At 74.8% G+C, this 19981-nt stretch carries 19 protein-coding genes; 12 read left to right on the top strand and 7 right to left on the bottom strand.

Annotated elements, in window-relative coordinates; genetic code table 11:
• Positions 1-77: 77 nt before the first annotated feature.
• Together CRP52_RS28380 and CRP52_RS28375 are read left to right on the top strand one after the other, a co-directional pair.
• Positions 78-1517 carry an amino acid permease gene (locus tag CRP52_RS28380; protein ID WP_097238988.1) on the top strand — a complete coding sequence of 480 codons (1440 nt, stop codon included), beginning with the start codon at positions 78-80 and terminating at the stop codon, positions 1515-1517.
• Between the two features lie 234 nt (positions 1518-1751).
• Positions 1752-2945, top strand: a complete 1194-nt coding sequence (locus tag CRP52_RS28375) for a helix-turn-helix domain-containing protein (protein ID WP_101948258.1) — start codon at positions 1752-1754, stop codon at positions 2943-2945.
• A 325-nt stretch (positions 2946-3270) separates the two neighbouring features.
• Here CRP52_RS28375 and CRP52_RS28370 read toward each other — a convergent pair whose 3' ends face one another.
• Positions 3271-4059 carry a S1 family peptidase gene (locus CRP52_RS28370; protein ID WP_097238986.1) on the bottom strand — a complete coding sequence of 263 codons (789 nt, stop codon included), beginning with the start codon at positions 4057-4059 and terminating at the stop codon, positions 3271-3273.
• Positions 4060-4200: 141 nt separating this feature from the next.
• Between CRP52_RS28370 and CRP52_RS28365 the strand changes: the two genes are divergently transcribed.
• From CRP52_RS28365 to CRP52_RS28350, 4 genes are all read left to right on the top strand, one after another.
• Positions 4201-5040 carry an EI24 domain-containing protein gene (locus CRP52_RS28365; RefSeq protein WP_097238985.1) on the top strand — a complete coding sequence of 280 codons (840 nt, stop codon included), beginning with the start codon at positions 4201-4203 and terminating at the stop codon, positions 5038-5040.
• Between the two features lie 546 nt (positions 5041-5586).
• Positions 5587-6255: a transglycosylase SLT domain-containing protein gene (locus CRP52_RS28360; RefSeq protein ID WP_097238984.1), complete on the top strand. Its 669-nt coding sequence runs from the start codon at positions 5587-5589 to the stop codon at positions 6253-6255.
• 271 nt (positions 6256-6526) lie between these two features.
• Positions 6527-7531, top strand: coding sequence for a glycosyltransferase family 2 protein (locus CRP52_RS28355; RefSeq protein ID WP_097238983.1), 1005 nt, complete (start codon positions 6527-6529; stop codon positions 7529-7531).
• Positions 7532-7644: 113 nt separating this feature from the next.
• Entirely contained in the window at positions 7645-10536 is a 2892-nt protein-coding gene (locus CRP52_RS28350; RefSeq protein WP_179852948.1) for an FAD-binding and (Fe-S)-binding domain-containing protein, read from the top strand.
• A gap of 11 nt (positions 10537-10547) precedes the next feature.
• Here the strand turns inward: CRP52_RS28350 and CRP52_RS28345 are convergent, their stop codons facing one another.
• Complete coding sequence (locus tag CRP52_RS28345; protein WP_097238982.1) at positions 10548-11033, bottom strand: CcdC protein domain-containing protein; 486 nt, start codon at positions 11031-11033, stop codon at positions 10548-10550.
• A gap of 73 nt (positions 11034-11106) precedes the next feature.
• Between CRP52_RS28345 and CRP52_RS28340 the strand changes: the two genes are divergently transcribed.
• Together CRP52_RS28340 and CRP52_RS28335 are read left to right on the top strand one after the other, a co-directional pair.
• Positions 11107-11727, top strand: a complete 621-nt coding sequence (locus CRP52_RS28340; protein ID WP_097238981.1) for a TetR/AcrR family transcriptional regulator — start codon at positions 11107-11109, stop codon at positions 11725-11727.
• A gap of 32 nt (positions 11728-11759) precedes the next feature.
• Complete coding sequence (locus tag CRP52_RS28335; protein WP_097238980.1) at positions 11760-12170, top strand: PaaI family thioesterase; 411 nt, start codon at positions 11760-11762, stop codon at positions 12168-12170.
• Positions 12171-12263: 93 nt separating this feature from the next.
• Here CRP52_RS28335 and CRP52_RS28330 read toward each other — a convergent pair whose 3' ends face one another.
• Positions 12264-12716 carry a CBS domain-containing protein gene (locus tag CRP52_RS28330; RefSeq protein ID WP_097238979.1) on the bottom strand — a complete coding sequence of 151 codons (453 nt, stop codon included), beginning with the start codon at positions 12714-12716 and terminating at the stop codon, positions 12264-12266.
• A 75-nt stretch (positions 12717-12791) separates the two neighbouring features.
• Entirely contained in the window at positions 12792-13814 is a 1023-nt protein-coding gene (locus CRP52_RS28325; RefSeq protein ID WP_097238978.1) for an SPFH domain-containing protein, read from the bottom strand.
• Positions 13815-13992: 178 nt separating this feature from the next.
• Between CRP52_RS28325 and CRP52_RS28320 the strand changes: the two genes are divergently transcribed.
• On the top strand, positions 13993-14781 hold the full coding sequence (locus tag CRP52_RS28320; RefSeq protein WP_097238977.1) for a uracil-DNA glycosylase: 789 nt from the start codon (positions 13993-13995) through the stop codon (positions 14779-14781).
• Positions 14782-14845: 64 nt separating this feature from the next.
• Here CRP52_RS28320 and CRP52_RS28315 read toward each other — a convergent pair whose 3' ends face one another.
• Complete coding sequence (locus CRP52_RS28315) at positions 14846-15724, bottom strand: CHAD domain-containing protein (protein ID WP_097238976.1); 879 nt, start codon at positions 15722-15724, stop codon at positions 14846-14848.
• Positions 15725-15873: 149 nt separating this feature from the next.
• On the opposite strand from CRP52_RS28315, the gene CRP52_RS28310 reads away from it, so the two are divergent.
• The 3 genes from CRP52_RS28310 (at position 15874) to CRP52_RS28300 (ending at position 18273) form a co-directional block, all read left to right on the top strand.
• Entirely contained in the window at positions 15874-16548 is a 675-nt protein-coding gene (locus CRP52_RS28310) for a hypothetical protein (RefSeq protein WP_097238975.1), read from the top strand.
• Between the two features lie 174 nt (positions 16549-16722).
• Entirely contained in the window at positions 16723-17538 is an 816-nt protein-coding gene (locus CRP52_RS28305) for a DsbA family protein (protein ID WP_097238974.1), read from the top strand.
• An 84-nt stretch (positions 17539-17622) separates the two neighbouring features.
• Positions 17623-18273, top strand: a complete 651-nt coding sequence (locus tag CRP52_RS28300) for a vitamin K epoxide reductase family protein (RefSeq protein ID WP_097238973.1) — start codon at positions 17623-17625, stop codon at positions 18271-18273.
• Positions 18274-18292: 19 nt separating this feature from the next.
• On the opposite strand, the gene CRP52_RS28295 is transcribed toward CRP52_RS28300, so the two are convergent.
• Positions 18293-18793, bottom strand: a complete 501-nt coding sequence (locus CRP52_RS28295) for an NUDIX domain-containing protein (protein ID WP_097238972.1) — start codon at positions 18791-18793, stop codon at positions 18293-18295.
• A gap of 103 nt (positions 18794-18896) precedes the next feature.
• Positions 18897-19970, bottom strand: coding sequence for a serine hydrolase domain-containing protein (locus CRP52_RS28290; RefSeq protein WP_097238971.1), 1074 nt, complete (start codon positions 19968-19970; stop codon positions 18897-18899).
• Positions 19971-19981: the final 11 nt, after the last annotated feature.

The raw sequence follows: 19981 nt of genomic DNA, 5'->3' as shown, positions 1-19981 counted from the left end.
TGCGCGGGTCTGTCCCCCCACCCTGTGGCGCGACGAGCCGAGGGTCGCCGCGCTGGAAAGGCACAGGGCACCCCTAGATGAGTGCGAACACCACGAAGCCGACGGCAACCGCCCAGGTCCCCCACCAGGCGGGGCCGCACGGGCACGGTGGCGACGGCCACCTGAAGGCCGGGCTCAAGAACCGCCACCTGTCGATGATCGCCATCGGCGGCGTGATCGGCGCCGGCCTCTTCGTCGGCTCCGGCGCGGGCATCGCGTCCACCGGCCCCGGCATCCTGCTGTCCTACGCACTGGCCGGCGCGCTGGTCGTGCTGGTGATGCGGATGCTCGGCGAGATGGCCGCGGCCGACCCGCAGAGCGGCTCGTTCTCGGCGTACGCGGACCGCGCGCTGGGCCGCTGGGCCGGGTTCACCATCGGCTGGCTGTACTGGTTCTTCTGGGTCGTGGTGCTCGCGGTCGAGGCGACGGCCGGCGCGAAGATCCTCAACCAGTGGGTGCCCGGCGTACCGCAGTGGGGCTGGGCACTGATCGTGATGGCGGTGCTGACCTCCACCAACCTGTTCTCGGTGGCCTCCTACGGCGAGTTCGAGTTCTGGTTCGCCGGGATCAAGGTGGTCGCGATCGCCGCGTTCCTGGTGATCGGCACGCTGGCCGCCTTCGGCCTGCTGCCCGGCACCCACGCGGTCGGCGCCAGCAACCTGACCGGCCACGGCGGCTTTCTGCCGCACGGCGTGGGCGCGGTGTTCACCGGCATGCTGACCGTGGTCTTCGCCTTCATGGGCAGCGAGATCGTCACCCTGGCGGCCGGCGAGTCGGAGGACCCGCAGAAGGCGGTCACCAAGGCGACCAACAGCGTGATCTGGCGCATCGGAATCTTCTACCTGGGCTCGATCCTGCTCGTGGTCACCCTGCTGCCGTGGGACTCGGCCGAGGTCAAGGCCAGCCCGTACGTGGCGGTGCTGGACCACATCGGCATCCCGGGCGCCGGCCAGGTGATGGACGTCATCGTGCTGACGGCCGTCCTGTCCTGCCTCAACTCCGGGATGTACACGGCCTCCCGGATGGCCTTCTCGCTCGGCCAGCGCGGCGACGCCCCGAAGGCCTTCGCCAAGGTGACCGAGCGCGGCGTGCCGCGGGTGGCCATCCTCTCCTCGGTGGTCTTCGGCTTCGTCGCGGTCTTCTTCAACTACACCTCGCCGGACACCGTCTTCGCCTTCCTGCTCAACTCCTCCGGCGCGGTCGCGCTGTTCGTCTGGCTGGTGATCTGCGCCACCCAGCTGCGGATGCGCAAGATCATCGAGCGGGAGATGCCCGAGCGGCACACCGTCAAGATGTGGCTGTACCCGTACCTGACCTGGACCGCGATGGGCATGATCGGGTTCGTCATGGCGTACATGTTCACGGACGCCGACGGGCGCAAGCAGATGTACCTGTCGCTGGTCGCCGCGGCGATCGTGCTCGCGGCCTCGGCCGTGGTGGGCCGCCGGCGGCGGGCCGCGGTGGCGGCGGGCTCCTGACCCGTCCGATCCGCTCGCAGACGCCGGGCCCGGGAGCCGTTGCGGAGGCTCCCGGGCCCGGTGCCGTTCTCCGGGGCCGTGCCACCGCCCGCGCCCACCGCCCGGCCGAGCGGCGCACCGGCAACAGGGCACCGGCAGGAGGTCGGCGCACCCTCGTTTGACCAAGGCACGTCAAGGGGGATACCTGGGCATGGCGCTCCCCCACGAGCGTCCCCCAGCCCTCCGGGAGATCCCGTGCCGCCCCTGCCCGCCCCCACGCCGCACCAGCCCGCAGCCACCCCGCCCCGGCCCCGCACCGAACCCGAGTCCGCGCGACTGCGCTTCGGGCGCCGGCTGCGCCACTGGCGAGAGGCCCGCGGCCTCAGCCAGACCGAGTTCGGCCGCCTGCTCGGCTACCACAACTCGCTGATCAGCCGGGTGGAGAACGCCCGCCGCTGGCCACCGCCCGGCTTACCCGCCCGAGCGGACGAACTCCTCCTGGCCGGAGGGGAGCTGGCCGCACTGTGGCAGACCGTCCGGCAGGAGCGCGAACGCCTCGACGAACTCGCCGCCGCCACCCGGCCGCCGCTCGCCGCCGACGCCGCCCCACCGGACGCGGCCACCGTCGAGGTGCTCGCCCACCTGCTCACCGGCTACCGCGCCGCCGCCTGCCGGATCGGCGGCGAGGAGCTGACCGCCGTCCTGGAGCACCACGCCCGCACGCTGGCCGGCTGGCAGCACACCGCGCCGCGCACCAGCCTCGCCGCCGTCCGCTCGCTCGCCGCCCAGTACGCCGAACTCGCCGGCTGGGCCCACTTCGAGGGCGACCGCTGCGCCCGCGCCCTCAGCTGGTACGCCACCGGGCTGGAGTGGGCGCACGCGACCGGCGACCGGGCCACCACGGCCGCACTGCTCGCCCGGCAGAGCACCCTGCACTGGTGGAGCGGCGACCCGGCCACCGCACTCGCCCTCGCCGAGGCCGCCCGGGCGGCCGCCCCTCCGCTGCCCGAACTCCGGGCCTGGGCCGCCGTCGCCAAGGCCCACGCCCACGCGCTGGTCGGCGAAGCACCGCAGGTGCGCCAGGCGCTCGCGGACGCCCACCGGCTGACCGAGGCCGCCCGGCACTCCGACGGACCCACGCCCTGGTCGGCGCGCGCCGACCTGGTCCTGGCCGTCGCCCACGGCACCTGCCACCGGGACCTCGCCGTCCACACCGGCCGCCCCGCCCACGCCCGCACCGCCGCGGCCCGGCTGGAGGCCGCCCTGGCCCTGCTCGACCCGGCCGCCCACCCGCGCGACCACACCCTGGTCACCGCCCGTCTCGCCGGAGCCCACGCCCACGCCGGGCACCCCGACGCCGCGGCCGCCCTGCTCGCCCGCCTGCCCCCGGGCACCACCGGCCGGATCGCCCGCGAACAGCGCCGCGCCCGGGAGTGGCTGCGCAGCTGAAGGCCCGGGCAGGGCGGGGCCCTGCTCGGGCACTGGGCGAGGCTGCCCAGGCGCAGGGGGGTTCTCATCAGGGATCTCCTTGTGGCGAGTGAGAGGGAGTGTGCACGGCTCGTCGAGGCGAGCGCGTTCCAAAGCCGTCGGCATTCACACCGGGCGACCTTTCGCTCACGGTGCGCGCATCCTGACGGCGCGCTCCCAGCCAACCGCCGGGGCCGTGGCGCACGCCACACGGAGTGGCCGATCGACGCCCCGCCCACCACACGCGGCAGGGCCGACCACCACCTGCGGGTGTGGTGACCGGCCCTGCCGTACCAGGGTCAGGCGCTCAGAGGCCGGCGGCCGCGGCGGCGATGTCCGCCGCGTAGGTGCTCACCTGGGTGTACACGCCCGGGTAGCCGGCGCGGGCGCAGCCGTTGCCCCAGCTGACGATGCCGACCTGGACCCAGCGGCCGGCCGTGTCCTGGCGGACCATCGGGCCGCCGGAGTCGCCCTGACAGGTGTCCACGCCGCCCTGGGCGACGTAGCCCGCACAGAGCGAGCCGGCGGTGTTCAGGCCCGGGTACGCGCCGGCGCAGGTGGCGTCGTCGACGAACGGGACGGCGGCCTTGAGCAGGTACCGCTGCTGGGCACCGCCCTCGCGCGCCGCGCCCCAGCCCATGATGGTGAAGGTGCCCTTGTCGTAGGCCGTGGTGGTGGCGATCGGCAGGGTGCTGACCTGGCTGCTGGTCACCGGCGAGGCCAGCTTGATCAGCGCCCAGTCGTCGCCGTTCTCGGCACCGGTGAAGGCGGGCGACTGGTAGACGTACGAGGACTGCACCTTGATCGCGCTGCCGCTGCGCAGGTCGACCACGCCGAAGGTGGCGGTGATGCTGCTGTCGGCGCCGGTGCCGTCGACGCAGTGGGCGGCGGTGAGCACGATCTGCGAGGTGTAGAGCGCGCCGCCGCACCCCATCGAGAGCCGCACCATGAACGGGAACTCGCCCTGCGCCGCCCGCGTGCCGCCGACGACGGTCGGCGAGGGCGCGGGCGAGGCGGCAGCGGGCAGCACCAGCGCGCCGGCGCCGAGCACCAGGCCGGCCAACAGGCTGAAGACTCTGCCGAGTTGACGCTTCATCACGATCCTCCTTGCAGGTGGGGGAAGACCGAGAGTGGCCCGGCGAGCCGCGCGACAGGAGGGGGTCGGCCTTGCCGGTCGAATCTGGCAGGAACACGGCAATGCACGGTTCCGGCTGCGGAGGCTCTAGGCTCATCGCCCATGCGGGATCTTGTGGCGGGGATGAAGTACCTGGTCGAAGGCCAGAAGTGGGTGGGCCGGCACGGCCGCTGGTGGGGCTTCGGGATGCTGCCGGCCCTGCTCGCCCTGATCGGCTACGTCGCCGCGCTCGCCTTCCTCGCCGCCCGCGCCGGGGACCTCGCCGCCTGGGCGACCCCGTTCGCCGACCACTGGGGCTCACCCTGGCGGGCACTGCTGCGCGACACGCTCGCGGCGGTCGCCTTCGGCGGCGGCCTGCTGCTCTCCGTGCTCACCTTCACCGCCGTCGCACTGCTGGTCGGGCAGCCCTTCTACGAGGCGCTCTGCGCCAAGGTCGACGAGACCGAGGGCGGTGCACCCACCCCGCCGGACACCGCGCTCTGGCGCGAGCTGCTGGTCGCGCTGCGCGACAGCGCGTCCGTGCTGGTGCGGGTGGCCGGGTTCGGTGTGCTGCTGTTCGCCTGCGGGTTCATCCCGGTGGTCGGGCAGACGGTGGTCCCGGCGCTCGGCTTCCTGGTCTCCGGCTTCTTCCTGACCGTCGAGCTGACGGCCGTCGCCCTCCAGCGGCGCGGGGTGCCGCAGCGCGAGCGGATCCGGCTGCTGCGCGCCCGGCTCGGGCTGGCGCTGGGCTTCGGGACGCCGCTGGTGCTGGCCTTCCTGGTGCCGCTGGTGACGGTGCTCGCCATGCCGGGGGCCGTCGCCGGCGCCACCCTGCTGGCCCGCGATCTCGTCCCGGCCGGGGCGGGAGAGGAAGAGGAGGAGAAGGAGGAGGAGCAGCCGACCGCACCCTTCCCCACCCCCGCCGCACGGCCCGCTCCCGGGAACCCGTACGCGACCCCGTGACTCCGTGACCGCCCGGTCACACTGCGCCGAACTCGCGCGGTCGACGATGTGAGGCCGCCCACAGGGGGTCCGGCGTCTACGATCCTCGCTAGTGGACGGTCGCCGGGCCGCCCCCGCCGGAGCACCGCCGCCGTGTGCCGTCCAGGCAGCGACCCCGTACCGGCTACCTGAAGAACGCAGGCCACCATGCCTGTCACTCTTACGTTCCTCCGATGTCACCCGGTCGCCACCCCCGAGTGCGCAATGTGGACAAACCCTGCCAAATCCCCCGGCTGGCCCCGCCGCGGCCGCCCCGCGGCCACTACCCGGCGTAGTAGCGACTGCCTTTGCCACCCGTCCCGGGCCCTGCCAAGAATGGCCCGTCGCCAGGCAGCGCGGTCCGACCCCGACCAGGTCCCGCCGCGCAGCCCGCCCGCCCCGCCGCTTCCGCCGGGGCGCCACGGCCGTCCCGGACGGCCGCGCGGGCCCCGCTCACCCGGAGCCCGTGCGATGCGCCGTGCCCGGCACCACCGGCACGGTCCCCGACGGAGAAGGAACGCCCGCTTCATGCAGCTCAGCCATGCCCGCCGCAACTCCCTGATCACCGGCATCGCCACCCTCGTGGTCGCGAGCGCCGCCACCGCCGCTCTCGCCATCCCGCAGGCCGGGAACACCATCGAGGCCGCCGCCCCCGCGGCCGCCGTCTCGGTGGACGGCAAGCCGGCCGCCGACCAGGCCCGGGCTGACACCGCTGCCGCCGACCAGCAGGCCGCCCAGGACGCCCAGGCCAAGGCCGACGCGGACGCCGCCACCCAGGCCGCGGCGCAGGCGGCCGCCCAGGCGCAGGCCGAGGCCGAGGCGAAGGCCCAGGCGGACGCCAAGGCCAAGGCCGACGCGGACGCCGCCGCCTCCCGCTCCCAGCAGCGCCAGAACCTCGCGACCACCTACTCCGGCACCCCGCAGCAGATCGCCGCGCAGATCGTCCCGGCCGGCCAGCTGCAGTGCTTCAGCAACATCGTGTTCCACGAGAGCAGCTGGAACCCGCTGGCCGTCAACGCGTCCTCCGGCGCCTACGGCCTGGTCCAGGCCCTGCCGGGCTCCAAGATGGCCTCCGCGGGCGCCGACTGGCGCACCAACCCGGCCACCCAGATCAAGTGGGGCCTCGACTACATGAACAGCCGCTACGGCAGCCCCTGCGCCGCCTGGTCGTTCTGGCAGGCGCACCACTGGTACTGAGCCGACCCGCTCACCCGGCACCCCCGGAGGCCCGCGACGCACCGACGCGTCGCGGGCCTCCGCCGTTCGCGCGCGTCCTTCCTGCCGCCGGGCGGTCCGGCCCAAGGCGTCCGGCGCCGGGCGTCCGACCCGACGTCCGGCCTGACGTGGACGCGTCCGGAAGGTGACGTGAAGATATGGCGCACGGTCGTACGATTTGCCGCCAATTGCTGGGAATTACGCACCGTCAGGGCTTTGCCACGGTCCGCGGGCCCTCTTACGCTCCGGCGTCATGGCCTCACCCCTGATCAGCGTCGTGCTCCCCGCCTACGACCAGCACGAACAACTCGCCGACTGCCTGGACTCGCTGCTCGCGCAGTCCCTGGCCGACGTCGAGGTGATCGTGGTCGCCGACCGCTCCCCCGAGACCGCGGCCGGACTCGCCGACTCGTACGCGGCGCGGTATCCGCGGGTGTCCGTGCTGCACCTGAACGCGGCGGTCGGCGTCGGGGTGGCCCGGAACGCGGGGGCCGCCCGGGCCTCCGGCGAGTACCTGCTGTTCCTCGACGCGGACCACCTGCTCCCCCGGGACGCGCTCCAGGCGCTCGCCGACCGGCTGAAGCAGACCGGCCCGGTGGACGTGCTGCTGTTCGGCCACTCCCGCCGGCACCAGGGCCGGGACTGGCCCGGCGGGGCCGAGGCGCTGCTCGCCGAGGCAGGCCCCGAGGTGTTCGCCCCCTTCGACCGGCCCGAGCTGTTCGGCGCACCGCCGCTGGTCTGGGACCGGCTGATCCGCCGCGGCCACTGGGCGGGGCTGGAGCTCGCCTTCCCGCCCGGCCGCTACGAGGAGGTCCCGGTGGTGCACGCGGCGCTGCTCGGCGCGCAGAAGGCCGCCGTGCTGGCGCGCGAGTGCGTCCAGCTGCGCCGCCGGGAGACCGTCCACCCGGCGGGCGGGCCGGGCAGCAGCGTCTTCGACCTGTTCGAGCAGTACGAGCGCAGCTTCGCCCTGCTGGAGGAGCAGCCGCACCTGTACGCCGTGCGGGACGCGCTGTTCGTCCGGATGATCCGGCACTACCTGTTCGTCTTCGACCTCGCGGGCTGCGTCAGCCGCGCCGAGCGGCCGCAGTTCTTCCACCGGGCCGCCGAGCACCACCGCCGCTTCCTGCCGCCGGGCCACCGCCGGCCGGGCGGCCGCGAGGGGATCAAGTTCTCGCTGCTCGCGGGCGGCGCCTACCCGGCGTTCGAGGTCGCCAAGCTCTCCCACATCGCGCGCGGCACGCTCACCGGGCGGAAGTAGGCCCGCCCGGGCCCGGGACACCCCGACGGTGGTACCCCCGTCGCGCCCGGTACCCCTTCGGCGCCCCGGCTGCGATCATCGGGCCCTGCCCTGTCGCGCCCGGGAGGTCCCTGGTGAGCCGTCCGTCCGCCGTCCCCGGCGCCGAGCTGGCCCGTGAGCTGGCCGCCGTGCTGCGCGGCGAGGTCCGCTTCGGCGCCGCCGAACGGACCGTCTACAGCCACGACGCGTCCAACTACCGGCAGCTGCCGCTCGGCGTGGTCAAACCCGCCGACCCGGACGACGTCCGCACCGCGCTGGCGCTCTGCCGCCGCTACCGGGTGCCGGTCGTGGCACGCGGCGCCGGGACCAGCATCGGCGGCCAGGCGATCGGCCCGGGCGCGGTGGTGCTGGACTTCCGCCGCCATCTCGGCGAGGTGCTGGCGATCGACCCCGAGGCGCGCACCGCGCGCGTGCGCCCCGGCACCGTCCTGGACGACCTCCAGCGCGCCGCCAGGCCGTACGGGCTGCGCTTCGGCCCGGACCCGTCCACGCACAGCCGCTGCACCATCGGCGGCATGATCGGCAACGACTCCTGCGGCTCGCACTCGCTCGTCTGGGGGCGCACCGCCGACAACGTCGAGCGACTGGAGCTGCTGCTCGCGGACGGCACCGAGCTGACGGTCGGCGGCCGGCTCACCGCCGCCGAGCGCGCCGCGCTGGCCGGGCAGCCCGGGCGGGCCGGTGAACTCCACCGGCAGCTCCAGGAGTTCACCGACCGCAACCTCGCCGCCATCCGTCAGGGCATGCCCCGGCTTCCGCGCCGCACCTCCGGCTACCCGCTGGACGCGCTGCTGCCCGAGCAGGGCCACGACCTCGCCCGGGCGCTCACCGGCACCGAGGGCACCTGCGCGCTGCTGCTGGCCGCGACCGTCCGCCTGGTCGCGGACCCGCCCGCGCGCGCTCTGGTGGTGGCCGGCTACCCCGACGAGGGCGCCGCCGCCGACGCCGTCCCCGCGCTGCTGCCGTACGGCCCGCTGACCGCCGAGGGCATGGCCGCCGACCTGATCGCCGCCCTGCTCGCCGCCGGCCCCCGCCCGCCCGCACTGGACCGGCTGCCCGCCGGCGCGTGCTGGCTGTTCCTGGAGACCGGCGGCGACACCCCGTTGGCCGCCTACCAGGCCGCCCGCCGGCTCGCCGACGCGGTGCGCCGCGAGCGCTCCGCCTCCGTCGCCCTGGTCACCGACCCGGCCCAGCAGCGCCAGCTGTGGGCCGTCCGGGAGGCCGGCGCCGGAATCGTCACGCGGCTGCCCGGGGGCGGGGAGGCCTGGCCCGGCTGGGAGGACTCTGCCGTCCCGCCCGAGCGGCTCGGCGACTACCTGCGCGCCCTGCGGGCCCTGCTGCGCCGGCACAGCCTGCACGGTGTCCCGTACGGGCACTTCGGCGACGGCTGCGTGCACCTGCGGATCGACTTCCCGCTGGACGAGCCCCAAGGGGTGCTGGTCTTCCGGGAGTTCCTGGAGCAGGCGGCCGATCTGGCGGTCTCGTACGGCGGTTCGCTCTCCGGCGAGCACGGCGACGGCCAGGCCCGGGCCGAGCTGCTGCCGCGTATGTACCCGCCCGAGATCATCGGCCTGTTCGGCGAGTTCAAGCGGATCTGGGATCCGGAGAACCTGCTCAACCCGGGCGCCCTGGTCGACCCGCGGCCGCTCGACGCCGACCTGCGCTTCGTCACCGCCCCGCGCCGCCCGCTGCCGCTGGCCCTGCCGTACGAGCAGGACGCCGGCAGCCTGGCCAAGGCGGTGCACCGCTGTGTGGGCGTCGCCAAGTGCGTGGACCCGACCACCGGGGTGATGTGCCCGAGCTACATGGCCACCGGCGAAGAGCGGCACTCCACCCGGGGGCGGGCGCGACTGCTCGCCGAGATGCTGCGGGGCGACGCGATCCCCGACGGCTGGCGGTCCGCGGAGGTCCGGGAGGCGCTCGACCTCTGCCTGAGCTGCAAGGGCTGCGCGAGCGACTGCCCGGTGCACGTCGACATGGCGACGTACAAGTCCGAGTTCCTGTACCAGCACTACCGGCACCGGCCGCGCCCGCTCGCCCACTACTCGATGGGCCGGCTGCCGCTCTGGCTGCGGGCCGTGGCACTCGCGCCCGGGGCCGCCAACACGCTGCTCCGCTCACCGCTCGGCGGGCTGCTCAAGCGGCTCGGCGGGATCGACCCGCGGCGGGTGCTGCCGGTCTTCCCGCCGGAGACCTTCACCGCCTGGCACCGCCGGCACCGCGCCGCGCACCCGGCACCGCCGGGCGCACGACCGGTGCTGCTGTGGCCGGACACCTTCTCCGACCACCTCCAGCCGAACGTGCTGCGCTCGGCCGTCGAGGTGCTGGAGCACCTGGGCTTCGAGGTCCGGCTGCCCGCGGGCCCGGTCTGCTGCGGCCTCACCTGGTACTCCACCGGCCAACTCGACGGCGCCCGCCGGGTGTTGCGGCGGAGCCTGCGGGCCATCGGGGCAACCGGAGTCCCGGCCGACACCCCCGTGGTCGGCCTGGACCCCAGCTGCACCGCGACCCTGCGCGAGGACCTGCCCCGGCTGCTCGGCACGGACGGCCGCCCGCTCGCCCAACGCACCCGCACCTTCGCCGAGTTCATCGACGAGTACGCCCCGGACGCCCCGCTGCCGCGCGTGCCGCTGGAGGCCGTCACCCAGACCCACTGCCACCAGCACGCCGTGCTCGGCTCCGCCGCCGACCGCCGGGTGGAGGCCCGACTCGGCCTGGACAACCGGGTTTTGGACTCCGGCTGCTGCGGTCTGGCGGGCAACTTCGGCTTCGAGCGGGGCCACTTCGAGGTGTCCGAGGCGATCGCGGAGCGCGTCCTGCTGCCCGAGCTCCGGGCGGCCGGCCCGGACACCGTGGTGCTCGCCGACGGCTTCAGCTGCCGTACCCAGATCGCCCAACTCGCCGACGGGAGGCAGGCCCTGCACCTGGCGGAGCTGATCGCCCGGGCCCTGCGCACCGCGGGGTGACCGCGTCGACGCTACCGCTCGAAGGGCCGCCGCTCCGGTGCGAACGGCACGCCGGAGGCGAGCGCGCGGCAGCCGACCACCAGCGCCTCCCCCAGGAAGCCGACACCGATGGACAGTTGGACCGGCCGGGCGTCCGCCGCCAGGCCGTTGCGGGCGGCGAGCGCGGCGAAGCCCGCCATCGCGGCGAGCGAGAGCCCGGCCACCAGGAAGGTCCGGCCGGTGTAGCGCTGCCACAGCATCCCGTCCCGCTCGTAGACCCGGATGGTGGCGCCGCGAAGCGCCCCGAAGGCGACGCCGAGCACGGCACCCGCCCCCACCCAGATGTAGTCCCCGACGCCCAGGCCGTGGTGCTGCGAGAGCGCCCACAGGCCGAGGCCGGTGAGGACCACCGGCGGCGCGAGGAGGTCCCGCGCGTTGAGCGGTTCGCCGCGCAGCCGCCGGACCACCACCACGACCACCACGGCGGCGATCAGCGCCGTGTGCACCCAGTTGTTCATCCCTGCTCCCCGAATTTTTATAGCTCGATCGTGCTAAATCGGCAATTTAGCTCGCCCGTGCTATAACGGCAACATGCCGAAGATCGTCGATCCCGCCGAACGCCGCCAGGCCGTCGCCGACGCCGTCCTGCGCGTCGCCGCCCGGGAGGGCCTGGAGCACGCCTCGCTGCGCAACGTGGCCGACGAGGCCGGGCTGGCGATCGGCTCGGTGCGGCACTACTTCGCGGGCAGCTCCGAGCTGATGATCTTCGCGATGCAGGAGCTGGCCCGCCGGATCGACGCCCGCATCCGCACCCACGCCCGCGCCCTGCTCGACCCGGCACACGCCCCCGGCACCGACCGGCGTGAACAGACCGCACGGCTGCTCGCCGAAACCCTCCCGCTGGACGCCGAGCGCCGGGAGGAGTCCGCGCTCTGGCTCTCCTTCGTCACCGCCGCCCGCACCCGGCCCGAACTCCGGCCCCGCGCCGCCGAGCTGCAGGCCGGCCTGGACGAGCTGGTCCGGCGCGTCCTGGTCGAGATCGCCCGGGCCGGTGCCCTGGCCCCCGGCCTGGACCTCGCCGTGGAGACCCGCCGACTCTCCGCCCTCCTCGACGGCCTCACCCTGCAGGCCGTCCAGCACCCCGACCTGGTCGGCCCGGAGGACCTGCGCGCGGTGCTCCGCCGCCACCTGGACACCCTCGCGACGTCCTGACACCCCGCCAACGCTCTTGGCACAATGGCGCGATGACCCTCACCCCCGCCGAGGCGGACAAGATCCTGGCCGAGAACTTCGCCCCCTGGGTGCAGGCCCTCGGCCTGACCACCACCGAGACCGGCGAGCAGCACGCCGTCCTGCGCCTGCCCTGGTCCGACCAGCTCGCCCGCGAGGGCGGCGCACTCTCCGGCCAGGCCCTGATGGCCGCCGCCGACACGGCCTGCGTGATCGCGGTCTCCGCGGCCCGCGGCGGCTTCGGCCCGATGACCACCGTCCAGCAGTCCACCAGCTTCCAGCGCGCCGTCCTCGACCGCGACGTCCTGGTGCACGCCCGGATCACCAAACTCGGCCGCCGGATCGCCTTCCTCGACGTCACCCTCACGCCCGAGGGCGCCGAGGGCCCCGCCGCCCACGCCACCACCGTCTACGCCCTGGGCTAGGGCCCCACCTCCTGAAGGCCCCTCCCCACCCCCGCCCCGGCCTGGCGGCGCCGTTCACCGCGGCCGGGGCCGGTCCGATCTCCGTGCGCCGGGTCAGCCCTGCAACGCCTCCTTCTTGGGCGGCTCCTCGGCGCAGACCGCCGACACGAACTCCGCGAGCCGCGCCTGCGGCAGGCCGCGCGCGATGTCCGCCTCGCTGATCATGCCGACCAGCTTGTGCTCCGGATGGTTGATCACCGGCAGCCTGCGGACCTGGTACTGCTCCATCACCCGCAGCACCTGCTCGCAGTCCTCGTCCGCCTCCACCGTCATCGGCCGCCCCTGGGCCAGTTCGCCCGCCGTCACCTGCGCCGGGTCACGCCCCTCCGCGACGCACCGCAGCACGATGTCGCGGTCGGTCACGATGCCGAGCAACCTGTCGTTCTCCCCGCAGATGGGCAGTGCGCCCACGTGTCGTTCCCGCATGATCCGGGCGGCGGCCGCGAGCGTCTCGTGCTCGCGGATGCACTCCGCGCCCGGGTGCATGATGTCGCCGGCACTGGTCATGGTCCGCCTCCTGACCTGGCTTGCTCCCCCTCGTCCATCCTGGTCCGACCGGGTGACGGACGCCACCGGGCACCGTCAGGACGCCTCCTTCGGCTCCGTACGGTCCTGCGCCACCGCCTCCGCCACGGCCTGACCGTCCGCCTCCGCCCGCCCGCCCTCCAGGTCCGCGCCTTCCAGCGGCGAGTGGGACAACAGCTCCTCCAGCGGCGGGACTTCACGCGTGGGCTGCTCGCGGCCGAGCTCCTCCTCCGAGACCTCACCGCTCTCCACCGCCTGCTTCGCGGACTTCGCCGCCGCGGCGACCGCGGCCGCCGCCAGCAGGTCCCGCTGCTGGGACTCCGTCGCGCTGTCCAGGAAGCGCAGCAGCTCCACCGGGAAGGGCAGCACCAGCGTCGAGTTCTTCTCCGCCGCCACCTCCACCACGGTCTGCAGCAGGCGCAGTTGCAGCGCCGACGGGGTCGCGCTCATCACCGCGGCCGCCTCCGACAGCCGGGACGAGGCCTGGTACTCACCGTCCGCCGTGATGATCCGCGCGCGGCGCTCCCGCTCGGCCTCCGCCTGGCGGGCGATCGAGCGCTTCATCGACTCCGGCAGGGCGACGTCCTTGATCTCCACCCGGTCGATCTCGATGCCCCAGCCCAGCGCCGGGCTGTCGATCATCAACTCCAGGCCCTGGTTGATGGGTTCGCGGTTGGCCAGCAGGTCGTCCAGCTCGCTCTTGCCGATGATCGAGCGCAGCGAGGTCTGCGCGACCTGGGAGATCGCGAAGTTGTAGTCCTGCACGTTGACCGTCGCCTTCACCGCGTCCACCACCCGGTAGTAGACCACCGCGTCCACCCGCACCGTCACGTTGTCCCGGGTGATGCCCTCCTGCGCCGGGATCGGCATCGTCACGATCTGCACGTTCACCCGGCGCAGCCGGTCCGCGATCGGCACCAGCGCCACCAGCCCGGGCTCGCGCACCTCGTCGCGCACCCGCCCGAACCGGAACACCACGCCCTTCTGGAACTGCTGGACCACCCTGATGCTCAGGCTCGCCCAGATCGCCCCCAGCCCGGCCAACCCCCCGAGAACTCCCAACACCGCATCGACGATCATCGCGGCCTCCTCGCGGCCTGCGCGCACACCGGAGCGTCCGACCACCCGCGGACCCGACCGGGCCGGGGCCGCCGGAACAACTGATTCCACGCTACGCCTGCCCGGAAGCCACCGGACGGCGGTGCAGCCCGCCGGCGGAGAGCCCTGGGCGCCGTGGAAGAGCCCTAGGATCGGGGCCATGCCGAGCGTGGCCACTCCCCACTCCCCCGCCGACGACCCCGGCGACCCCCGCCACCCCGCCGACGCCGCCGCCCTGGCCCCCGGACTGGCCGCGCTGGACCGGGTGGTCACCGACTGCCGGGCCTGCCCCCGGCTGGTCCGGTGGCGCGAGGAGACCGCCCGTACCAAGCGCCGCGCCTACCAGGACTGGGAGTACTGGGCCCGCCCCATCCCCGGCTTCGGCCCGCCCGACGCCCCGCTCGTCCTGGTCGGCCTCGCCCCCGCCGCCCACGGCGCCAACCGCACCGGCCGGATCTTCACCGGCGACCCCTCGGGCGACCTGCTCTACGCCGCCCTGTACGACCTCGGGCTCGCCAACCGCCCCACCTCCGTGCGCCACGGCGACGGCCTGGAACTGCACGGCGTACGGATCACCGACCCGGTCCGCTGCGCCCCGCCCGACAACAAGCCCAGCACCGCCGAACGCGACACCTGCCGGCCCTGGATCACCCGCGAACTCCAGCTGCTGCGCCCCACCGTACGGACCGTCGTCGCCCTCGGCGGCTTCGCCTGGCAGGCGCTGCTCCCGGTGCTCGCGGACGCCGGCTGGCAGGTCCCCCGCCCCCGGCCCGCCTTCGGCCACGCCGCCCGGGTCGACCTCCCCGCCCGGGACGGCGGCCCCGCCCTGCGGCTGTACGGCTGCTACCACGTCAGCCCGCGCAACACGAACACCGGCCGGCTGACCACCGACATGCTCCGCGGCCTGCTGCGCGAGGCGGCGCACTCGGCGGGGCTCACCACCCTGTAGTCGGCCCGCGCGGCCTGCCCCCACCCGCCGGCGGCACCCTCGACGGAAGCCCCTTCGACGGCCGCTACCCGAACCGCGTCAGCTTCCGCTTCCCGGCCCGCTTCCACACCCCCGGCAGCCGCTCGCGCGCCGCCTCCGCCGCGGCCAGCTGGCGGCCGTAGAGGACGCCGTAGCCGAAGGCCTCGCCGGAGGCCGACGCGTGGGCGGCCAGGGTGGCGGCGGCGACCACGGCGTCCTGGTGTTCGCCCAGCACCTCCTGGACGGCCTTCATCCGCTCCGCGTAGCGCTCGGCCCGGGCGCCGACCGCCGGGGCGGCGGTCTCGCCGGCGTAGCGGGCCCGCTTGGCCGCCTTGCGGGCCTCGTGCAGGGCACGGTCGCGCTCCTCGGGCCCCGCCGCGAGGGCCGTGCGGACCCGCTCGGCGGTACGGTCCTGCTCCCGGGCGGCGAGCCGGGACAGCTCGGCGACGGCGGGGCGGGCGGCCCGGTGGCGCAGCGGCGGATCGGCGAGCAGGGCGGCCAGGGCGTCGCCGAGGGCGCGGCGGCGCGGGCTGTCCAGGGCGGCCACCACCTCCGGCCAGACCTCGCGGTACGCGGCTTCGCCCCACCGCTCCAGCGCCGCGGCGACCCGTTCCGGATCGCACTCGGCGGGCAGCTCGCGGGCCTGGGCGGCCAGCCGGGCGGCCAGCACCTCGCGGTCGCGGGCGCCGCCGAGGGCGCCGGCCAGCCAGCGCAGGTCCGCGACCAGCCCGTCCGTCGCGCCCCGGGTGAACAGCCGCCGGAAGGTCCGCAGCGCGCTGCGCAGCCGCCGGCAGGCGACCCGCATCCGGTGCACCGCGTCCGGCTCGTCCGCCCGGACGGCGTCGTCCAACCCGGCCAGCACCTTCGCCTGCGCCTCGATGCGGGCCAGCAGCACCTGCCCCACCGTGGTCTCGGGTTTCGCCATGTGCGGTCATCCCCTCGTCGGGGTCACTCACCGGGAACGCTTCCAGGCTAAGGCGTGTCCGAGCGCGCAGGGTACTGAGCCGCTGTCAGCCGGAACAGGGACGTACGGGCCCTCGTCCCGGATACGGGCGTCATGACATACTCCGGGGCGTGACGACCTCGACCCATGCGACCAGGGCCCTGCGGGCCGCGGTGTTCACCGCGCTCGCCGTGCCGATGGCCGCGCTGGGCCAGGTGGTCATCACGGGCCGCCCGCTGCCGCTGTCGCTGGTGGCCTCGGCGTGCGTCGTCGTCTTCCTGGTCGCGGCCGCGATGGCCGGCGGGGAGCGGCGGATGCTGCACATCTCCGGCGTGATGGTGCCCGTCGAGCTGCTGCTCAACACCACCTTCAACCTGGGCCAGACCAGCTGTGGGCCGATGCTCACCGGGCAGGTCCCCGCCCGCGGGGTGAACCTGCTGGTCTGCGGCGGCGGTTCGATGGACGGCTCGCTGCTCTCCGGTTCGCTGGGCCACGCCGGGCAGTTGGCGCCGGTGGCGACCCAACTGCTGCTCCTGCTGGTGCACCTGGTGATCGCACTGGCCGCCGCCGGCTGGCTGCGGCTGGGCGACGCGGCGCTGTCGGGCCTGGCCCGGGCGCTGCGGGCGCTGCAGAAGTCCCTGGCCCGCCCGCTGCGCGCCCTGCTCGTCCTGCTGCTCCCGGCTCCGGTGCGCCCGGTGCTGCGGGTGCCGCTGCCGGTCTCGGACCGCGTGCGGCCGCGCCGCGAGGACGTGGTGCTGAGCCCGGCGCCCCGGCGCGGCCCGCCGGCCTTCGCGCCTGCCTGCTGATCGCTTCCGCCGGTTCGCCCGCGTTCGTCGATCACCCCTCCCGTACCCGGCCGGACTCCTCCGGCCCCCCTACGCCCGCAGGCAGTGCGCACGACTCCCGCGTTCCCCGACCCCGCCGCACCCGGTGCGGTTTCCCGCGCGCACCCGCGCGCCGCGTACAGGAGTTGACTTCCCATGGCTCAGACCCCCAGCAAGCAGCAGGACAAGCGCATCAGTGCCCGTGAGCGGATCCAGGAGGCGCAGCGCATCGAGCAGCAGGCCGCCAAGCGCCGTCAGCGGATCGTCGTGACGGTCTCCGCCGTCGTGGTGCTCGCCCTGGCGGGCGGTGTCGCGGTCGCCGTCAACTCGGCCTCGAACAAGGACGACAAGGCCTCCGCGGCCGCGAGCTCGGCCGCGCTGGTCGTCCCGGCCAACGCCACCGGCCCGAACGGCACGGTGATCACCTACGGCAAGGCGGACGCCCCGCACACCATGGAGGTCTACGAGGACTTCCGCTGCCCGATCTGCAAGCACTTCGAGGCGGCGAACGGCGAGACGGTCAAGAAGCTCACCGAGGACGGCCGGATCAAGGTGGAGTTCCACCTGGCGGCCTTCCTGGACAAGAACCTCGGCGGCAGGGGCTCGCGCACCGCGCTGGCCGCCGCCGGTGCCGCGCTGAACGAGGGCGTGGACAAGTTCAAGCAGTTCCACGACGTGCTGTACGCCAACCAGCCCGACGAGCGCGAGGACGGCTTCGGCGACGTCAACCACCTCCTGGACCTGGCCGGCCAGGTGCCCGGGCTGAAGACGGACGCGTTCGTGAAGGCCGTCACCGACCGGACCTACGCGCCGTGGGCGGCGAAGGTCGCGGACGCGTTCAACGACAGCGGGGTGACGGGCACCCCGACGGTCAAGGTGGACGGCAAGCCGGTCACCCTGTTCGCCGGCAACGCGGTCGTCTCGCCGGAGCAGTTCACCGCCCAGGTCACGCAGGCCGCCGGCCTGCAGTAAGGCCGGTCCACCGCACGGCACCACCGGCCCGGCCGACTCCCGGCCGGGCCGGCCCTCCCCCCGCCACCACCGGAGTGTGCTGCCATGTCCGCCGCTACCACCGTGCACCCCTCCCGTCCCGCCCCCGACGCCTCCGGCAGGGCCCCGATCGGGGCGAGCCGGGCCTTGGCCGTCCTGCTGTTCCTCGGCGGGCTGGTCGGGCTGGCCGCCTCGGCCGTCCTGACCTTCGACAAGCTCCGCATCCTGGAGAACCCCTCCTACGTCCCCGGCTGCAACATCAACCCGGTGATCAGCTGCGGTTCGGTGATGCGCACCGAGCAGGCGGAGGTGTTCGGCTTCCCGAACCCGCTGCTCGGCCTGGCCGCCTTCGGCGCGCTGACGGCGATCGGCGCGGGGCTGCTGGCCGGTGCCGCGTACCGGCGCTGGTTCTGGCTGGGCCTGCACGCGGGCACCGCGCTGGGCGTGCTGTTCGTGCACTGGCTGATCGGCCAGGCGCTGTACGAGATCGGCGCGCTGTGCCCGTACTGCATGGTGGTGTGGGCGACGGTGGTGGCGCTGTTCTGGTACACCACGCTGCACAACCTGCGCTCGGGCGTGATCGCGGTGGGCCCGCGCCTGGGCGTGGTGGTGCGGGAGGCGGCCCGCTACCACTGGGCGCTGCCGGTGCTGTGGGCGGCGGTGATCGCGCTGCTGGTGCTCAACCGGTTCTGGTACTACTGGAGCACGCTCCTCTGATCCTCCTCGGCCGTGGTCGTCAGCCCACGTACCCCGCCGAGTGCAGCAGGGCGGCGGCGCCGGTCCGCCGGGCCTCCAGGGCCCCGGTGAGCCGGCGCGCCGCGCACGGGTGCAGCACGGCGGCGGCCTGCGCCGGGGTGAACCAGCCGTGGTCGGCGATCTCCTCGGCCTGGAGACGGACCGCCACGCCCGTCTCGGCCGTCCCGCCGTCGAACATGAACTGCACGGCGGGGTGGGCGTGTTGACCCTGGTCGGGGATAGCGTCGCGCCACTCCACCACGAGCAGCCGGAGCGCGCCGACGACCAGCCCGGTCTCCTCGCGCAGCTCCCGCGCCGCGCACTCGGCGGGCCCCTCCCCCGGGTCCATCCCGCCGCCGGGGAACTGCCACTGGTCGCGGTAACTGGCCTTCAGCAGCAGGACCTTGCCCGCCCCGTCGGTGAGCAGCACGCTGCAGCCGACGTAGGCGCGCACCAGCCGGGCCAGCCAGTCCTCCTCGGTGAGTGTCCAGGTTTCCGTCATCGCGCCTCCTCCGCCGGGTGCCGTTCTCGTGCTCACTCTGCCGCGATCGCCGCTCCGCAAACGGTGGTTCGTACTCCATCACCCGAACGAGTGCCGTGGAGGTCTACCCGAAGACCGCCCTCCGGAAGGCGTTGCGCAGATCGGTGAGCGGCTGGGTGAGGCGGTCGTAGTGCACCTTGTTGGTGAGCAGCAGTGCCCAGCGGCCGAGTCGCGGGGAGACCCAGAAGCCGGTGCCGGTGAAGCCGTAGTGAACGAAGGTGCCGTCGGCGGGCTCGGTGCCGGGGGCGTACAGCCAGGACAGGCCGCGGGCGGGCCGCAGTCCGCCGGTCTGCTCGCGCAGCGACTCGCGGATCCACGGCTCCCCCCAGAGCAGGCCGGGCGGCGGGGCGAGCAGCGCGGTGAGGAAGCGGGCGAGGTCGCGGGCGGTGGAGAAGGCCCCGGCGTTGCCGGAGACGCCGCCGAGCAGCCGGGCGGAGGGGTCGTGGACGACTCCGCGCAGGTGGCCGCCGGCCCGCGCCTCGTACTCGGTGGGCGCGGTACGGGCGGTGAGCGCGGCGCCGAGCGGCCCGTACCGGGTGTCGGCCATGCCCAGCGGGTGCCAGGCCCAGCGCTCGGCGAGGACGTCCAGCGGCGCGCCGCCCAGGTCCTCGACCAGGTAGCCGAGCAGCACGGCGGCCCGGTCGGTGTACTCCACGGACGTGCCGGGCGCGCGGGCCACCGGGGCGGCGATCACCCCGGCCCGGATCGCGGCGGGGTCGGGGCCGTACAGCGACTCGAAGCGGGTGTACGGGAGCATCCCGGCGGTGTGGGCGAGCAGCCCGCGGGCGGTCACCGCGCCGACGGGGTGCCCGGCGGCCGGCGGCCACCACCGCCCGAGCGGTTCGTCCAGCGGCAGCCGTCCGGACTGCCGGAGCACCCCGGCGCAGGGCCAGAGCGCGACGATCTTGGTGAGGCTCGCCAGGTCGTACAGCGTGTCCGGCCCGGGTTCGAGCTCCGCGTACGGCCCCAGGCCGAGCCGGCCGTGGCTGCCGCCGCCGAGCGTGCCCCCGGCGTCGCCGACCGCCCAGACGGCGCCGGCCCCGACGGCGCGGACGCCCTCGCGGAGCAGCCGGTCCAGCTCCCCGCCCGGCGCGGCCAGGGCGGGGAGCCGGTCGGCTCCGGGTGCTCGGTGGCTCATCCGTTCTCCCA

Origin of the sequence: Streptomyces sp. 1331.2 (genome assembly GCF_900199205.1) — a bacterium.
In the GTDB taxonomy this organism is placed as follows: Bacteria; Actinomycetota; Actinomycetes; order Streptomycetales; family Streptomycetaceae; genus Kitasatospora.
This window is presented reverse-complemented; position numbering and strand designations above follow the sequence as displayed.